Origin of the sequence: Pseudolysinimonas sp. (assembly GCF_051954455.1) — a bacterium.
Lineage (GTDB): Bacteria > Actinomycetota > Actinomycetes > Actinomycetales > Microbacteriaceae > Pseudolysinimonas.
Genome location: NZ_JBQCHS010000030.1, coordinates 20,538 through 35,945, shown reverse-complemented (window position 1 = coordinate 35,945; position 15,408 = coordinate 20,538). Strand labels below are relative to the sequence as shown.

General features: G+C 71.7%; 13 protein-coding genes. 7 read left to right on the top strand and 6 right to left on the bottom strand.

The genetic code is table 11. From position 1 onward, the window contains the following. Positions 1–71 precede the first annotated feature (71 nt). Entirely contained in the window at positions 72–1,367 is a 1,296-nt protein-coding gene (locus ACTHM3_RS12850) for a CDP-glycerol glycerophosphotransferase family protein (RefSeq protein WP_440406504.1), read from the bottom strand. A gap of 66 nt (positions 1,368–1,433) precedes the next feature. On the opposite strand from ACTHM3_RS12850, the gene ACTHM3_RS12845 reads away from it, so the two are divergent. After that, complete coding sequence (locus tag ACTHM3_RS12845; RefSeq protein ID WP_440406503.1) at positions 1,434–4,181, top strand: CDP-glycerol glycerophosphotransferase family protein; 2,748 nt, start codon at positions 1,434–1,436, stop codon at positions 4,179–4,181. A 55-nt stretch (positions 4,182–4,236) separates the two neighbouring features. Here the strand turns inward: ACTHM3_RS12845 and ACTHM3_RS12840 are convergent, their stop codons facing one another. The 4 genes from ACTHM3_RS12840 to ACTHM3_RS12825 form a co-directional block, all read right to left on the bottom strand. Then, positions 4,237–5,283, bottom strand: a complete 1,047-nt coding sequence (locus ACTHM3_RS12840; RefSeq protein WP_440406502.1) for a glycosyltransferase family 2 protein — start codon at positions 5,281–5,283, stop codon at positions 4,237–4,239. Positions 5,284–5,389: 106 nt separating this feature from the next. Then, positions 5,390–7,078: a trypsin-like peptidase domain-containing protein gene (locus tag ACTHM3_RS12835; RefSeq protein WP_440406501.1), complete on the bottom strand. Its 1,689-nt coding sequence runs from the start codon at positions 7,076–7,078 to the stop codon at positions 5,390–5,392. 103 nt (positions 7,079–7,181) lie between these two features. Next, complete coding sequence (locus tag ACTHM3_RS12830) at positions 7,182–7,610, bottom strand: PKD domain-containing protein (RefSeq protein ID WP_440406500.1); 429 nt, start codon at positions 7,608–7,610, stop codon at positions 7,182–7,184. 359 nt (positions 7,611–7,969) lie between these two features. Continuing rightward, complete coding sequence (locus ACTHM3_RS12825) at positions 7,970–8,512, bottom strand: hypothetical protein (RefSeq protein ID WP_440406499.1); 543 nt, start codon at positions 8,510–8,512, stop codon at positions 7,970–7,972. Between the two features lie 218 nt (positions 8,513–8,730). Here ACTHM3_RS12825 and ACTHM3_RS12820 point away from each other — a divergent pair, with 218 nt between their 5' ends. The 3 genes from ACTHM3_RS12820 to ACTHM3_RS12810 all read left to right on the top strand — a co-directional run bounded on the left by ACTHM3_RS12820 (position 8,731) and on the right by ACTHM3_RS12810 (position 11,381). Then, complete coding sequence (locus tag ACTHM3_RS12820) at positions 8,731–9,945, top strand: pyridoxal phosphate-dependent aminotransferase (protein ID WP_440406498.1); 1,215 nt, start codon at positions 8,731–8,733, stop codon at positions 9,943–9,945. 94 nt (positions 9,946–10,039) lie between these two features. Beyond that, entirely contained in the window at positions 10,040–10,666 is a 627-nt protein-coding gene (locus ACTHM3_RS12815; protein ID WP_440406497.1) for a TetR/AcrR family transcriptional regulator, read from the top strand. Positions 10,667–10,742: 76 nt separating this feature from the next. After that, positions 10,743–11,381, top strand: coding sequence for a DUF308 domain-containing protein (locus ACTHM3_RS12810; RefSeq protein ID WP_440406496.1), 639 nt, complete (start codon positions 10,743–10,745; stop codon positions 11,379–11,381). Here the strand turns inward: ACTHM3_RS12810 and ACTHM3_RS12805 are convergent. Then, the gene (locus tag ACTHM3_RS12805) at positions 11,320–12,162 is read right to left on the bottom strand and encodes a carbon-nitrogen hydrolase family protein (protein ID WP_440406495.1); all 843 of its coding nucleotides are present in this window, start codon (positions 12,160–12,162) and stop codon (positions 11,320–11,322) included. The two genes, ACTHM3_RS12810 and ACTHM3_RS12805, sit on opposite strands and share 62 nt — an antisense overlap. 44 nt (positions 12,163–12,206) lie before the next feature. Between ACTHM3_RS12805 and ACTHM3_RS12800 the strand changes: the two genes are divergently transcribed. From ACTHM3_RS12800 to glpK, 3 genes are all read left to right on the top strand, one after another. Then, positions 12,207–12,968, top strand: coding sequence for an alkaline phosphatase family protein (locus ACTHM3_RS12800; RefSeq protein ID WP_440406494.1), 762 nt, complete (start codon positions 12,207–12,209; stop codon positions 12,966–12,968). Positions 12,969–13,019: 51 nt separating this feature from the next. Beyond that, the gene (locus ACTHM3_RS12795) at positions 13,020–13,784 is read left to right on the top strand and encodes an IclR family transcriptional regulator (RefSeq protein ID WP_440406493.1); all 765 of its coding nucleotides are present in this window, start codon (positions 13,020–13,022) and stop codon (positions 13,782–13,784) included. 97 nt (positions 13,785–13,881) lie between these two features. Next, complete coding sequence (gene glpK, locus ACTHM3_RS12790) at positions 13,882–15,402, top strand: glycerol kinase GlpK (protein ID WP_440406492.1); 1,521 nt, start codon at positions 13,882–13,884, stop codon at positions 15,400–15,402. Positions 15,403–15,408: the final 6 nt, after the last annotated feature.

Here is a 15,408-nt window from a genome sequence, read left to right as displayed (position 1 = left end):
GGCTGTGTGAACTCCTCCTCAGCGTTACCGGAACGTGATGCTGCGGGCGTGACCCGGGCGGGGGTCAGCGCTCACTCGCGCGCCGGCATCCCCTCGGGATCGAACTCGTCGAACTCGTCCGAATCGACGTCGTTCGCATCGGGATCGTCCGCGTGCTCGGCCGCGAACCGCTCCCACTCGCCCATCAACCGCTCGATCGCCGCGTGGAAGCGGGCCGTCGCCGCCCCGGGCGTGATGTCGCCGAAGTGCCGCTCCGCCCAGCGTGCGAGGGTGGCCCGCGCCTCGGGGTCGTCGAGGGCGCGCTGCACGACCGCGACGACATCGCCCGCGGCCGACGCGTCCAGCCACACGGCGGAGCCGAGATAGCCGGCGAGGTCGAGCTCCGCATCCGGCGAGACGGGACGGGTGACCACGATCGGTTTGCCGGTCGCGAGGCGGTCGTAGACCATCGCCGAGACGTCGGTGATCGCGACGTCGGCCGCGGCGAGCTGCCAGCCGAGAGCCGGCCCATCGTCGTACACGTGCTGCGCCCGCGGATCGGCCGCGTTGGCCGCCGCGATGGCGCGGATGATGCGCTGGTTCGCCTCGCCGTACTCCGGCGACACGACCCCGGAACGCGGGTGCGGGCGGTAGATCAGGCGATGCCGCGGCGAGGCGAGCAGCGCCTCCGCGAGCGCGACGCCGTGGGTGAGCACCGATCCGTATTCGGCGGCGGGCCGGTCGCCCTCCCAGGTCGGCGCGTAGAGCACGGTGAGGCGCTCGTCAGGCGTGTAGGGCAGCACACCGGTGAGGTGATCGGTCTGCGGGCGCCCGATCGCGATCGCCCTCTTCTCGAGGTCGAAGTCCCAGAGCTTGCGGCGCAGCCGGTCGAGGGCCGCATCCCCCGCCACGAACGCGTAGTCGTACGCCTTGAACTGATTCGTGGTCATGTACATCTTGTCGGACTCGCCGTGGTTGATGAACACGTGCCACATCCGGCCGTACCGGAACATCTGGAAGTTCTTCTGGTTCTGGTTGACGTAGAGCACGATCCGCACGTCCTGCGCCGCGAGGAACTGCTCGACGTCGGTCACCGCCCGGCAGTAGACGACGGGCAACGGCGATTCCTCGGCGATGCTGAGGGTCGCCCCCGGGCTCCGCGTCATGATCGCGACCGGGTGGGTGGCGGCCAGCTCGGCGAGCGGCGCGTACCACTGGCGGACCTGGTAGAGGTTCACGCGGGTGTCGGCGAAGTACACCAGGACCTGGACGGAGCGGGGTGCGGGGGCCGCCGGCGGGTTCACGGCGAGCTCACGGCGGGTCGACCGCGACTGGACGGCGTTGCCGATCAGCTTGCGAGCGGCCCTGAGGTCGCTGAGCACCGACATGCCGGATCCCCTCCTGGACGGGTTCTGTGGCCAGGCGCCCCATCGTGCCAGACTCGATCTTTGAAAATGGCGAGCTTCACGTTCGCAGCCGGCAACGCGACGAAGCTCATCCGGCTGCCCCTCTATGCGCTCGGCGCCGCGCTCTCGTTCGTCGTGCCGAGGAATCCCCGGCTGTGGGTGTTCGGATCGGGCACGGGCGTCGGCGAGGGAGCGCTCCCCCTCTACCGGGTGGCCCGCACGCGGCTGCCCGCGGACGTCCGGCTCGTCTGGCTCGCCTCGAGCGACGCCGAGCTCGCGGTCGCGCGAGGGCTCGGCTTCGACGCCGAGCCCAAGAAGGGGTGGGGCGGATTCCTCCTCACCCTCCGAGCGCGGGTCGCGGTGGTCACGCACGGCTTCGGCGACGTCAACCGCTACGGCACGCGCGGCGCCTTCACCGTGCAGCTCTGGCACGGCATCCCGCTGAAGAAACTGCACCTCGACTCCCCCGCGGCGCTGCGTCTGCCGGTGCTGCCCGACCATCCGATGATCCGGTCGATCATGCGCCGCGCCTACGGCCTCGCCGGCCGGGGCATCGGGCTCTTCCCCGTGGCGTCGGAGCTCGTCGCCGACCGCATCCGCTCGGCGTTCGGCGTGCGCGACGACGCCGTCGTCGTGACGGGCGACCCGCGCGACGACGCGCTGCTGATCGGGAGCGCGGAGGAACGCGCCGCGAGCGCGCGGGACCGCATCGTCAACGCCGTCGGACCCGTGCCGAGCGCTGCGCGTCTGGTCCTCTACGCGCCGACCTGGCGCGACGGGCTCAGCGACCCGGGCGCGCCCTCCGCCCGCGACTGGGACGCGATCGCCGCCTGGCTGGAGCGGACGGATGCCGTGCTGCTGGTGCGGACGCATCCGCTCGGCGCCGGCGATTACGCGCGCGGGCCGGCGGTGTCGCACAGGGTGCGGATGCTGTCGCCCGCCGTGCTCCCCGAGATCACGCCCGCCCTGCCCGCCATCGACTCGCTCGTGACCGACTACTCCTCGATCGCCTACGACTACGCCGTCGGCGCCGCCCCCGATCGCGGCCGGGTCGTGTTCTTCGCCCCCGACGTCGAGCTCTACGCGCAGAGCCGCGGCCTCTACCAGAACTACCGGGAGCTGACCGGCGGCGACTACGTGACCACCTGGGCGAACGTGCTCGACCGGCTCGACGCGCCGGCCGACACGACACGGGTGCGCTGGCTGCGCGACGAGCACGTCGACCGGCTCGACGGCCGCGCGACCGAGCGGGTGCTCGCGGAGATCCTCGCCCGCGTCGCCGTTCCCGGGGCGACCGCCGACGGGATCGACCGGGGCGAGCCGCCGACCCCGCGGCCCGTCGTCACCGATCTGGCCTTCGACGGCGACCGGCTCCGGGTGACCGTCGCGCACGACGGGCCGCTCTCGCTCGAAGGAGCACGCTCGCGGGTCGCGGAGGACGACGGCGCGTTCCCGCTGCTCGGCGCGCGGTGGGGCTCGGGTCCGCTCGCGCTGCCGTCGGGCGATTACCGGCTGGGTCTCGCCGCCGCCGACGGCGCGCCCGTCAGCACGCGCGTCGCGGTGGAGTCGGAGCCGCCCGCCGAGCTGCGGCATCCACTGTTCCGCGCGCGGGTCGTGGTCGCCGGGGGCGGCCTGGTGGTGCGCATCGCACCACCTCTGGAGGACGACGAGCGCGGGCCGGCGGCACAGCGGGCGCTCGAGAGGGCCTACCGCCGCGACCGCCGGCCGCTCGAGGACGCGGTGTTCCTCGAGAGCTTCTACGGGCAGAGCACCGCCGACAATCCGGGGGGCGTCGCCGACGCGCTGGCGACCTCCCGGCCCGGGACCGCCCGCTACTGGAGCATCGTCGACCGTTCGGTCGCCGTGCCGGAGGGCGGCGTCGCGATCGTGGAGGGCTCGCGGGAGTGGTGGAGGGTCCGCGCGACGGCGCGGGTGCTCGTCGTGAACGACTGGCTCCGCAAGCGCTACCGGCGCCGCGAGGGGCAGCACGTGCTGCAGACCTGGCACGGGACCATGCTGAAGCGGTTGGCCCTCGACCGCGCCCGGAGCGGGGTGCGCGGAATCCGCACCCGCCTCGCGGTGCTGCGGGAACGCGGCCGATGGGACGCGCTGCTCGCTCAGAACCCCTACAGCGCCGAGATCTTCCGGCGGGCGTACGCCGTCGAGAATCCGATCTGGCAGACCGGCTACCCGCGCAACGACGTGTTCGCGCAGTCGGGCCGCGCCGGGGAGGTGCGGAGCCGGCTCGGCGTCCCCGCGGGCGCACGCGCCGTCCTGTACGCGCCCACCTGGCGCGACGACCGCACCGAGATGGTCGACTATCTCGACCTCGCGCGCTTCGCCGACGAGCTCGGGCCGGATCACGTCCTCCTCGTCCGGGGCCACTCGCGCACGCTGCGCTACGGGCAGGACGTCGTGGGTGACCGGCTGCTGGACGTGACCAGCTACCCGAGCATGGCCGAGCTGCTGCTCGTCGCCGACGTGCTGGTCACCGACTACTCGTCGTCGATGTTCGACTTCGCCGCGACCGGCAAGCCGATGATCTTCTTCACCCCCGACCTCGCCCACTACAGCGAGGACCTCCGCGGGTTCTACTTCGACCTGCTCGCCGAGGCGCCCGGACCGGTGATCTCCACCCGGGAGGAGCTCCACGGCGCGCTCGTCGACGCCGCGGGTGGCGCGCCGGAGTTCGCAGATCGACGCGCCGACTGGAAGACCCGCTTCACCCCCTTCGACGACGGACGCGCCGGGGAGCGCGTCGTCGAGCGCCTGATCGCGGAGGGCTGGCTCCGCTGATCGAACGTGTCGACATCAGCGCCACGGAGACCTGATCTCGACCAACCGGTTCCCGCTACGACTCGGTCCGCGACCGATCCACCGCATCCCGCGCCCCGCGCGTCACCCCGATCAGGAACCCGACGCCCCAGCTCAGGTGCATCGTCGCCGTCGCGAGCGCGAATCGCAGCCAGTCGAGCAGACCGCCGCCCTGACGAATGGCGGCGACGGCGAGCAGGCCCAGGTACAGCACGGGCGGCACGTAGACGAGCGCGAGCACCCAGCCCCACCAGTCGTGCAGGAGGCCGGTGGCGTGCAGCGGGATCGCGACGAACGCGAGGACGACGTTGATGACGAGGACCGGCGGCGCGAAGAAGCGGAGCGGGTTGCGCCCGCCGAGCCGGCGCACCAGCTCCCCCCGCCAGATCCCGGTCGCGACGAACTGCCGCGCGAGCTTGCGCCAGGTGTTGCGCGGCCAGTAGGTGACCCGCAGCAGCGGGTCGAGCCAGACTAAGTGGCCGGCCTGCCGGAGCCGGAAGTTCAGCTCCCAGTCCTCGCCGCGGCGGAGCGTCTCGTCGAAGCCGCCGACCTCGCGCAGGACGTCGGCGCGCATGATGCCCATGTAGGCGGATTCCGCCGGACCCTCGACGGCGTGATCACCGTGGTAGGCGCCGCCACCGAGACCGAACCGGCTGTTGTAGGCGCGGGCGACGGCCGCCTGGAAGCCGGGCCTGCCGGTCGCGTACATGATCCCGCCGAGGCTGGCGGCGCCGGTGCGCGCGAGGTCGGCGACGCCGCGCGCGGTGTACCCGTCGGCGAGCTGCGTGTGCGCGTCGACCCGCACGATGATCGGATGCCGACTGGCCTCGATCGCGCGGTTGAGCCCGATCGGGATGTCCATCCCCGGGTTCTGCACGGTCCGGATGCGCGCATCCTGGGCCATGATCCGCGCGACGACCGCGTCGGTGCCGTCGGTCGACGGGCCGACGGCGAGCACCAGCTCCCACTCGCCCGGGTACTGCTGCGCCACGATGCTCGCGACCGCGGCCTCGATGTAGTCCGCCTCGTTCAGCACGGGCATCACGTACGAGACGCCGGGATGGTCGTCGGGCGTCGCCGCCATGAGGGCCTCGCTCTCGTGGATCGGACTCCGACGCTATCAGCCGCCCGGACGCGCACAGCGGAACGGGGGCCCGTCGCCGAGCCCCCGTTCGTCGTGCCGCGCGACCTCAGCTGGAGAGGGTGCCGAGGGTCACGTTCGCCGTCGCGGCCTTGCCGTCGCGCATGTAGGTGATGGTCACCTTGGTGCCCGGGGCGAAGTAGCGCACCTGCGCCGTCAGGTCGGTGCTCGAGGTGATGGGGATGGTCGGACCGCCCTGCGCGCCGATGCCCGTGACGACATCGCCCTTCTGCAGACCGGCGGAGGCCGCCGCGCCACTGCCCGTGACACTCGCGATCATCGCCCCGACCGTCGAGCTGTTGTCGGCGGTGGCGTCCTGCACCGACGCGCCGAGCAGACCGTGCGTGCCCTTGCCGGTCTTGCGGATCTCATCGGCGATCCGGTGCGCGAGGTCCGCCGGCACGGCGAAGCCCACGCCGATGGAGCCGGACTGGCCGGAGGTGTCGGTGCTGCCGGTGCTGGCGATGGCGACGTTGATGCCCACGAGCCGACCGGCGTCGTCGACGAGCGCCCCGCCGGAGTTGCCGGGGTTGATCGCCGCGTCGGTCTGGATCACCGGGAGCGAGATCTGGTTCCCCTGGCCCTGGACGCTGCCGCCGTTCCCGTTCCCGTTCCCGTTCCCGTTCCCGTTGCCGTTCCCGTTGCTGCCGTCGCCGTTACCGAAGTTCCAGAAGTTGAACGGGCCGTTGCCGCCGTTGCCGTTCGGGCTCGACTGGTCGCCGCCGTTGTTGGGCGCCGCGGACGACTGGATCTGGATGCTGCGGTTGAGCGCACTGACGATGCCGTCGGTCACGGTGTTGGAGAGACCGAGCGGGGCCCCGATCGCGACGACCCGGTCGCCGACGTTGAGCTTCGCGGAGTCGCCCCACTCGATCGGGGTGAGGCCGCTCGCATCCTGCAGCTTGATCACCGCGAGGTCGACGATGGGGTCGGTGCCGATGACCTTCGCCTTGTAGAGCTTGCCGTCGTAGGTGGTGACCTCGACCGATCCGCTGCCGGATTCCCCGTCGAGGGTGACGACGTGGGTATTGGTGAGCACGTAGCCGTCGGAGCTGAGGACGACGCCCGACCCCGTGCCGGCCGACTGGCCCGCGCTGACGTTGATCGTCACCACCGAGGGTCCGGCCTTCTTGGCGATCGCGGTGACCGCGTTGACGTCACCGGTGTCGTTGATCGTGATGGTCTGCGGTGAGCCGGAGCTCGTCGTGGCCCCGGTCGACCCGTTGTGGTTCATGAGGGCCGAGACACCGGCCGCGGAGCCGCCGCCGACGAGCGCACCGGCGACGAGCGCGATGACGACGGGGACCGCGAGGGAGCGCTTCTTGTCCTTCGTGGCCGTCGCGGCGCCGGTGCCTCCGGCGGTCGGACCCGGAGCCGGAGCGCCGGCGATGCCGGGGTGCGCGGTGCCGGGAGTCGTGGAGATCGGCGGACCGGAGGGAGCCGGGTGCGACCCTGCGAGAGGAGCGGACGGGTACTGGGCGGTCGGCTGCTGGTCAGGATGCGGCGCCGCGAAGGCGTCGGGTGCGGAGGCCGTCGGACCCGTGTAGGTGGAGGCCGGGGGCTCGGAGTCGGTCGCCGAGCCGGTCGCGCTCTCGGTCATCGCCCCTGCGGAGTCGGCGCTGCCGCCGGCGGGAGCATCCGACGTCGGGGCGTCGGAGGTCGGAGTTCCGTCCGCGGCCGGGACCTCGGGCTGGTCGGCCTTCTCGTGGTCGTCGGGCGTGTGCGTGGGGTCGGACATCTGTGTGGCTGCTCCTTTCGCGAGCTCCGCCAGCATCCATCCCCTAGCTGAACGTTGAATAAGCCGGCGCTGGGAGCCTACTTCCGCACGCCATAACAAGCGCTCAACAACCGGGCCCGTGCGGGTCGGCCGCGCAGTCGCGGTTGACGAGCACCGTCTTCGCGTCGCCCACCGTGATGTGCAGGTCGTTGGCCGGCAGCGCGATGGTGCCGGAGATCGGCACGAAGTCGGGCGCATCGAAGCGGTACTCGGCGCGGTAGTCGATCTGCAGCCGGATCGTGTACTCGCCGACGCGGGAGTAGACGTGGCTGGTCGGCGTGGGGCCGAACTCGGGCGTCCGGAGCTGCTGCCAGGTCCACCCCGCGGTCCGCCGGCTCGCGGAGGTGCCGTCGCCGTAGTCCCAGTGGAAGCCGACCGCGGTGAACCGAACCTCGGCGGGCCGACCGAGCAACGTGCCGGGCACGATCTGCGACGGCGCGACGGCGTAGAAGTTGGTGTCGAGCCCGGCGACCGCCCAGCCGTCTGGCTCCATGTGGTCCGTCCCCGGCGCGGGCCGGAACGACGCGATGTCGTTCAGCGTGATGGGGCTGGCGCCGTCCCCGGGGACGGTGACGGTGAAGTCCTCCCGGCAGAGCCCGAGAGCGGCGCAGGGTGGGGCTGGCGGTGTACCGGGACTCGTGGGCCCTGAATCACGCGAAGCTCCAGTTCCGGGCCCACCCCGATTGCTGCTCCTTCCGTTAGCTCGACCACCTGAACTGTCGGAGACGCGAACCTCGACGTGGTCTCCTGCTCCCGTGCCATCGACACAGAGTCCAGACGCTCGCGCCGCGTCGGAGCACGCCGTAGATGCAGGTGCGGCACCGATCAAAGCACTCGTTATCAGGGCCGCCACTACGAGCACAGGGATCCACCTGACCACGGAGAATCCGAATCGAGGAGGAGTGAGCCGCCGGTCCCTCGTGTGACCATCTGCACCTCCAGGGTCGTCTTGTCTTTGCGCGACGTAGGCGTCACATCCGTGCCGTTCGCGTCCAGCACACGGACGGCCGAGACGTCCCAGCAGGTGTAGAAGGTCACACGCGTAGTGGGTCCGCCCACGACTTGTTGTAGTTGCGAGTGAGAAACGGTTGTGGTGCCGACCAGATGGAGCTTTCGATCTTGAAGAAGCTTGGCGCCTTCTCTCTCGACTTTGAGTCGTCTGGTCGTCACGTAGGGCGCCAGACGATTGGGGTCGGCGCCACCTGAGGCCGCGACGGAGTCCGACACCCGCAAGTAGGACTTGTACGCCTTCTCTGCTGCCGCCAGCGCTTCCGCATCCGACCGGAACACCGGAGTCGCCTTCGGTGACGGCGTCGCCGAAGGATGCGCACCCGGCGTGCAGCCGGTCAGCACCAGCGCCGCCGCGGCGACGAGGGCGATGGCCGCGATCCGCATGCATCGACGGTACGACACGAGCGCGGCTCAGCGTCCGAGTCGTCCACAGACCGGGTGCCGCCATCGAGACGTCGCGAAATGCTGTTCTGAACCGGCGTCGGCAGCACTTTGCGACGTTTCGACGCGGCGACAGCACGCCGAGGCCGCCCGCGCCGCAGCAGCGCACCCGCCCGGCTCGCCTCGCCGCCGCGTCCTTCCCCGCGCGTATCGTGACAGAGGTGACGGTCACCGGAGCCTGGTCGCGAGCCGCCCGCGGCGCGATGCTGCTCGACGACGCCGGCCGGATGAGTTCCACGATCTTCGCCGAGATGTCGGCGCTCGCCGTCGCGAAGGGGGCGATCAACCTCGGTCAGGGGTTCCCCGACGAGGACGGACCGCGCGAGGTCCTCGACGCCGCCAAGCGGGCGATCGACGACGGTCTCAACCAGTACCCGCCGGGCATCGGGATGCCGGTGCTCCGCGAGGCGATCGCCGAGCACCAGCGCCGCTTCTACGGCGAGGCGGCGGCCGCCGACCCCGACACCGAGGTCCTCGTCACGGCCGGCGCGACGGAGGCGATCGCCGCCGCGCTCCTCGGGCTGCTCGAACCGGGCGACGAGGTCGTCACGTTCGAGCCGTTCTACGACTCGTACGGCGCCATGATCGCGCTCGCCGGCGGGCGGCACGTCGGCGTCGCCCTGCGCTGGCCGGACTTCGCGCCCGACCACGACGAGCTCCGCGCCGCCGTGACCGACCGCACCCGCGTGATCCTCGTCAACAGCCCCCACAATCCGACCGGCACGGTGCTCGACCGGGCGACGCTCGAGCTCATCGTGGAGCTCGCGCACCGACACGACGCGCTCATCGTCACCGACGAGGTCTACGAGCACCTCACCTATGACGGCGCCGCGCACATCCCGATCAGCACGCTCCCCGGCGCTCGGGAGCGCACGGTCACCATCTCGAGCGGCGGCAAGACCTTCGCGACGACGGGATGGAAGGTCGGCTGGGTCGTCGCCCCGCCCGCTCTGCTCGGGCCGATCCTCGCGGTCAAGCAGTTCCTCACCTACGTCAACGCGGCGCCGTTCCAGCCCGCGATCGCGGCCGGTCTTCGGATGCCGACCTCGTTCTTCACGCAGGCGGCGGCGACACTCGGGTCGAAGCGCGACCTGCTGAGCGAGGGACTCCGTGCGGCGGGATTCGCGGTCGCCCGGCCGCGCGGCTCCTACTTCGTGATCGCCGACGCCGCACCCCTGGGCTCCGACGACGCCGTCGAGCTCTGCCGGCGGCTGCCCGAGCTGGCGGGCGTCGTCGCGATCCCCGTCACGGCGTTCATCCGCCCGGAGCATCGACGCCCCGCGCGGTCGTTGCTGCGGTTCGCGTTCTGCAAGCGCACCGAGGTGCTCGAGGAGGCCACGGCCCGGCTCGCCGCGCTGGCCGACACGATGCGATGAGTCACCCGCGGGTCACCCGCTCGGGGTGCACAGACGGTTCCATGGAAACGCATATGCTGACCGGGACCCGACCCGAAGGGGCACCGCCGCGACCATGAACGGCAGTCTGCGCGACCGCATCCTGGACGCCGCGAGCGACATCGTCATCAACGACGGACTCGCCGCGGCATCGACCCGCGCCATCGCCCACCACGCCGGTGTGGACCCGGCCGAGATCGACGAGGCCTACACGACGCGCGAGCACCTGCTCATGGACCTGCTGAACCGCGAGTTCGCCGGGATCCGCCGCATCATCGCCGACAACATCGAGCGCGACCCCGCGGGCGGGCTGCTCTCGCGGATCTACCACTACTCCCTCGGCGCCCTGCACGAGCGCCCGCTCGCCCGGGCCCTGTACCTCGAGGACGGCGAGAGCCTCACCCAGATCATGCGCGCCACGCACGACACCGAGTACTTCCCCCAGCTGGGCGCGGATCCCCGGTTCCTCGCGGACATGCAGGAGGTCGGCATGATCCGCCCCGACATCCGTCTGGACGAGCTGGCGGCGTTCCTCTCGGCATATATGGCGGGCGCGGCCGTGACGGCATCGCACGTCGACGTCAACGCGACCACCGCCGCCCTGGTCACGCTCCTCGAGCGCGGCGCCGACGCCGACGTCGACGACACGGAGCCCGGCAAGCGCGCCCTGTTCGATCTGATCGCCCGCAACGACGGGCACTGAATCGTCGTCATCTCCTCTGCCGCGCGACCCCGCCGTCTCGCTAGGCTGGCCGCGACCAGCACCGAGGGGGTTCACCGTGACCAGCAGCGAGCAGTCTCCCGCCCATGACTCCGACGGCCCGTCCGTCCTCGGCGACCTCGTCGATCCCGTCGGCCGCATCACGCGCTCCGTGTGGGTCCTGGTGCTCATCCGCGGCATCTGCGCCGTGCTGTTCGGCGTCCTCGCCCTCATCGCGCCGGTTCTCACCGCGCTGGCGGCCGTCTACTTCTTCGCAGCGTTCGCGCTCGTCGAGGGCGTGCTGGAGATCGTGCACGCCGTCCGGGTGCGCGACCGCGACCGGCGCTGGGGCTGGCTCCTGGCGATGGGGATCATCGCGATCCTGGCCGCGATCGTCGCCTTCGCCTTCCCCGCGATCGCCGGCCTCCTCGCCGGGACGTTCCTCCTCGCGCTGATCGCGTTCTACGCGGTCGCGATCGGCATCGCAGGATTCCCGGTGGCCCACGCCATGACCGACGGCGGCCGCAAGGCCCTCGGGTACATCGTCTCGGTGCTGACGATCGTGTTCGGCGTCGTGCTGGCGATCATCACGCTCGTCGACCCGGTCGCGAGCATCGGCGCCGTCATCTGGGTGGTCGGCACCTGGGCGATCGTGATCAGCGTGCGGCTTCGCGGTCGGTCGTCGTCCGGAACCGGCGCAGCCGCAGCGCGGGGTTGACGACGCGGGTGCTCGCGACGCGGTCCGGCGTGATCCATGCGACCGCGACCTCGGCGTTCAGCTCGCCGAGCGCGGCGACCTCGACGCCCATGGGATCCACGATCATGCTGCGCCCGACCCCCACCGGCGGCGCATGGTCGGCCGCCGCGAGGTAGATCGTGTTCTCGATGGCGCGCGCCGTCGCGAGCGTCTGCCAGTGCAGCTCCTTGAGCGGACCGCGCACCCACTCGCTCGGGACGGCGACCAGGTCGGCGCCCGCGTCGACGAGCCGGCGGGTGACCTCCGGGAACCGCAGGTCGTAGCAGGTCTGCAGGCCGACGGTGAAGCCGGCGAACGCGAACACCGCGGGCTCCTCGACCGGGCCCGGCACGATCCAGTCGCTCTCGCGGGCGCCGAACGCGTCGTAGAGATGCAGCTTGCGGTAGCGCGCGACGAGGTCGCCGTCGGGGCCGAGTGCGACGAGCGTGTTGGCCACCCGCTCCGATTCGCCGTCGACGCGCTCGATCATCCCCGCGACGAGGTGGATGCCGAGCTCCGCTGCGAGCTCGGCCAGCGCCCGCGCGAACGGCCCGTGCAGCGACTGCGCGTGTTCGACCGCCTCGGCGCCGGCCATCCCGACGGAGAAGTAGGAGGAGTACTCCGGGAACACGACGAGGAGCGCGCCGCGGTTCGCGGCGTCCCCCGCGAGGCGCGCGATGCGCTCCAGGTTGTCGGTCTCGTCGTCGGTCGGCGCGAACTGCGCGACCGCGATCGCGACGGGGTTCGGCGCCGGCGTGGACATGTCCCCAGCGTAGAGCGGTCACCCGCGCTCGATAGGGTGCGGCCGTGACCTCGCGCGCCCTGCTCATCGGGATCGACGGGGTCCGCCTCGACACCCTGCGGGAGGTGCCGACGCCGCGGCTCGACGACCTCGCCGAGAGCGGCTTCCTGACCCCGGCCCGCGTCCCCGACACCAACCGGGTCATGTCGGGCGCGATGTGGGCGACGATCCCCACCGGGGTCGGCGCCGATCGGCACGGCGTGCGCTACAACTGGTGGCCGTCGCGGCGGCTGTGCGCCCATCCCGACGTGCTGCAGCGCATCGGGCGCACCGGCGACGACGTGTTCGCCGCGGTCAGCTGGCCGCCGCTCGCCGCGCGATCGGGATGCGGCCCGATCCTGCGCACCCCGGCATATCTTCCGCGTCGACGCCCGACGACCCTCCCGTCGTGGGAGCGTGCGGATGCCGCGGTCGTGGCGCACGCGATCTCCCGCCTCGCCGACCCCGGGATCCGGGCCGGCTTCGTCTACCTCGGGCAGGCCGACATCGCCGCGCACGTGCACGGCGTCGGCTCCGCCTACCGCTCCGCGATCGCCGCCTGCGACGCCCTGGTCGGCGACCTCGTCGACGCCGTCCGATCCCGCCCGGATGCGGACGAGTGGACCGTGCTCGTCACGACCGATCACGGTCATCGCGACGCCGGCGGGCACGGCACGCGGACCGACGCGGAGACGGCGGTGTGGGCGATCGGCGACCGGCGGCTGCCCGGCTGGGACGCCCTCGCACCGACCGGCATCGCCGACTACCTCCTCGCCGCCACGGCCTGACGCGCGACCCGGCGGTGTCGACGATGTCGAACGCTGTCATACGATGCAGCCGTGCCGGGACGCATCCAGTCGGTCGAGCGAGCGGCGTCGATCCTCAACCTGCTCGCCTCGGGCGGGAACCGCCGCCTGGGCGTCGTCGAGCTGTCCAAGTACCTCGAGCTCCCGAAGGGCACCGTCCACGGCATCCTCGCGACGCTGCAGCACGTCGGCTTCGTCGAGCAGGATCGCGCGACCGGCAAGTACCAGCTCGGGGCCGGCCTGCTGCACCTCGGCAACAGCTACCTCGACGTGAACGAGCTGCGCACGCGCGCGATCAACTGGGCCGACTCCCTCGCCTCGCGCAGTCGCGAGGCCGTGCAGATCGGCGCCCTGCACGACGGCAAGGTGCTCGTCGTCCACCATGTCTTCCGGCCCGACGACAGCATCCAGGCCCTTCAGGTCGGCGCGCTGCTGCCCTCGCACGCGACCGCGCTCGGCAAGGTCCTGCTCGCGAACGATCCCGGCCGGGAGCCGGAGCTCGAGGACTGGACCGCCCTGACCCCGCGCACGCTCGTCGACCCGGGCGCGCTGGAGGCGGAGCTCGCGACGGTCCGCGCCCAGGGCTGGGCGCAGGAGATCGGCGAGCTCGTCGACGGCGAGGCCGCGATCGCGGCGCCGATCCGCGACGACCGCGACCTGGTCGTCGGAGCCATGAGCGTCCGGGGCGCGGTCGAGCGGCTGTGCGTCGATCGGGATCGGATGCGCTCGGAGCTGGTCGGCTTCGTCCGCGATGCCGCCCGTGCCGTCTCCCGCGACCTCGGGGCGCACCGATGGTGACGGCGTGGCGTTTGACACCCTCGCCGCGACGACGTCATAATCGGCGCATGTTCGACAATGTCGAACGGCATTTCCATCCCTCACCGGAGAGGACCTCGTGAGCTCCCAGCGCTACATCGCCGCGATCGATCAGGGGACCACGTCCACCCGCTGCATCGTGTTCGACGCAGCCGGGAGCATCGTCAGCGTCGCGCAGCAGGAGCACGCGCAGATCTTCCCGCGACCGGGACTGGTGGAGCACGACGCCACCGAGATCTGGACCAACACGCAGCAGGTCGTCCGCGATGCCCTCGCGCAGGAGGGCCTCACCCGCGCCGACCTCGCCGCCATCGGCATCACCAACCAGCGCGAGACGACCCTCGTCTGGGACAAGGCCACCGGCGAGCCGGTCTTCAATGCGATCGTCTGGCAGGACACGCGCACCGACCAGCTCATCAAGCGGCTGGGCGACGTGGTCGGCCAGGAGCGCTTCCGCGAGCGCACCGGGCTGCCGCTCGCCACCTACTTCAGCGGGCCGAAGCTGCTCTGGCTGCTCGAGCACGTCGACGGCCTCCGCGAGCGGGCCGAGCGCGGCGAGGTGCTGTTCGGCACCATGGACAGCTGGCTGATCTGGAACCTCACCGGCGGGTCCGACGGAGGGCGCCACGTGACCGACGTCACCAACGCCAGTCGCACCATGCTCATGAACCTCGAGACGCTCGACTGGGATCGCACGATCCTCGACCGGATGCGCATCCCGGCCGCGATGCTCCCCGAGATCGCCTCCTCGTCCGAGGTCTACGGCACCGCCACCGGGGAGCTGGAGGGCGTGCCCGTCGCGGGGGCGCTCGGCGACCAGCACGCGGCGCTCTTCGGGCAGACCGGATTCCGCACCGGCGACATCAAGAGCACCTACGGCACCGGCAGCTTCCTGCTCCTCAACACCGGCGAGAAGCCGGTCCAGTCGAAGCACGGACTCATCACCACGGTCGCCTACCGGCTCGGCGACCAGCCGGCCGTCTACGCCCTCGAGGGGTCGATCGCCGTCACGGGCGCGCTCGTGCAGTGGCTGCGCGATCGGATGGGCATCATCTCGAAGGCGAGCGAGATCGAGACGCTCGCCGGGTCGGTGGAGGACAACGGCGGCTGCTACTTCGTGCCCGCCTTCTCGGGCCTGTTCGCCCCCTACTGGCGGTCCGATGCGCGCGGCGTCATCGCCGGACTGACCGGCTACATCACCAAGGCGCACATCGCGCGCGCGGTGCTCGAGGCGTCGGCCTGGCAGACCCGCGAGGTCGTCGACGCCATGATCGCCGACACCGGCATGGAGCTGCACGAGCTCAAGGTCGACGGCGGCATGACCGCCAACAACCTGCTCATGCAGATGCTGGCCGACGCGCTCGACGTGACGGTCGTGCGGCCGATGGTCGCCGAGACGACGTGTCTCGGCGCCGCCTACGCGGCCGGGTTGGCAGTCGGCTTCTGGCCCGACCTCGACAGCCTCCGGGCCAACTGGCACCGCGCGGCGCAATGGACCCCGGCGATCGACGATGATCGGCGACGACGCGAGTACCACAACTGGAAGAAGGCGGTGCAGCGCACCCTCGGCTGGGTCGAGGAGGACCAGCCGCCCGCCTGACGCCCC

Coding starts and splice junctions, on each gene's coding strand:
- ACTHM3_RS12845 (WP_440406503.1), top strand. CDS start 1,434: ATGGCGAGCTTCACGTTCGCAGCCGGCAACGCGACGAAGCTCATCCGG.
- ACTHM3_RS12825 (WP_440406499.1), bottom strand. CDS start 8,512: ATGCGGATCGCGGCCATCGCCCTCGTCGCCGCGGCGGCGCTGGTGCTG.
- ACTHM3_RS12840 (WP_440406502.1), bottom strand. CDS start 5,283: ATGGCGGCGACGCCCGACGACCATCCCGGCGTCTCGTACGTGATGCCC.
- ACTHM3_RS12835 (WP_440406501.1), bottom strand. CDS start 7,078: ATGTCCGACCCCACGCACACGCCCGACGACCACGAGAAGGCCGACCAG.
- ACTHM3_RS12815 (WP_440406497.1), top strand. CDS start 10,040: ATGAACGGCAGTCTGCGCGACCGCATCCTGGACGCCGCGAGCGACATC.
- ACTHM3_RS12805 (WP_440406495.1), bottom strand. CDS start 12,162: ATGTCCACGCCGGCGCCGAACCCCGTCGCGATCGCGGTCGCGCAGTTC.
- ACTHM3_RS12850 (WP_440406504.1), bottom strand. CDS start 1,367: ATGTCGGTGCTCAGCGACCTCAGGGCCGCTCGCAAGCTGATCGGCAAC.
- ACTHM3_RS12830 (WP_440406500.1), bottom strand. CDS start 7,610: ATGGAGCCAGACGGCTGGGCGGTCGCCGGGCTCGACACCAACTTCTAC.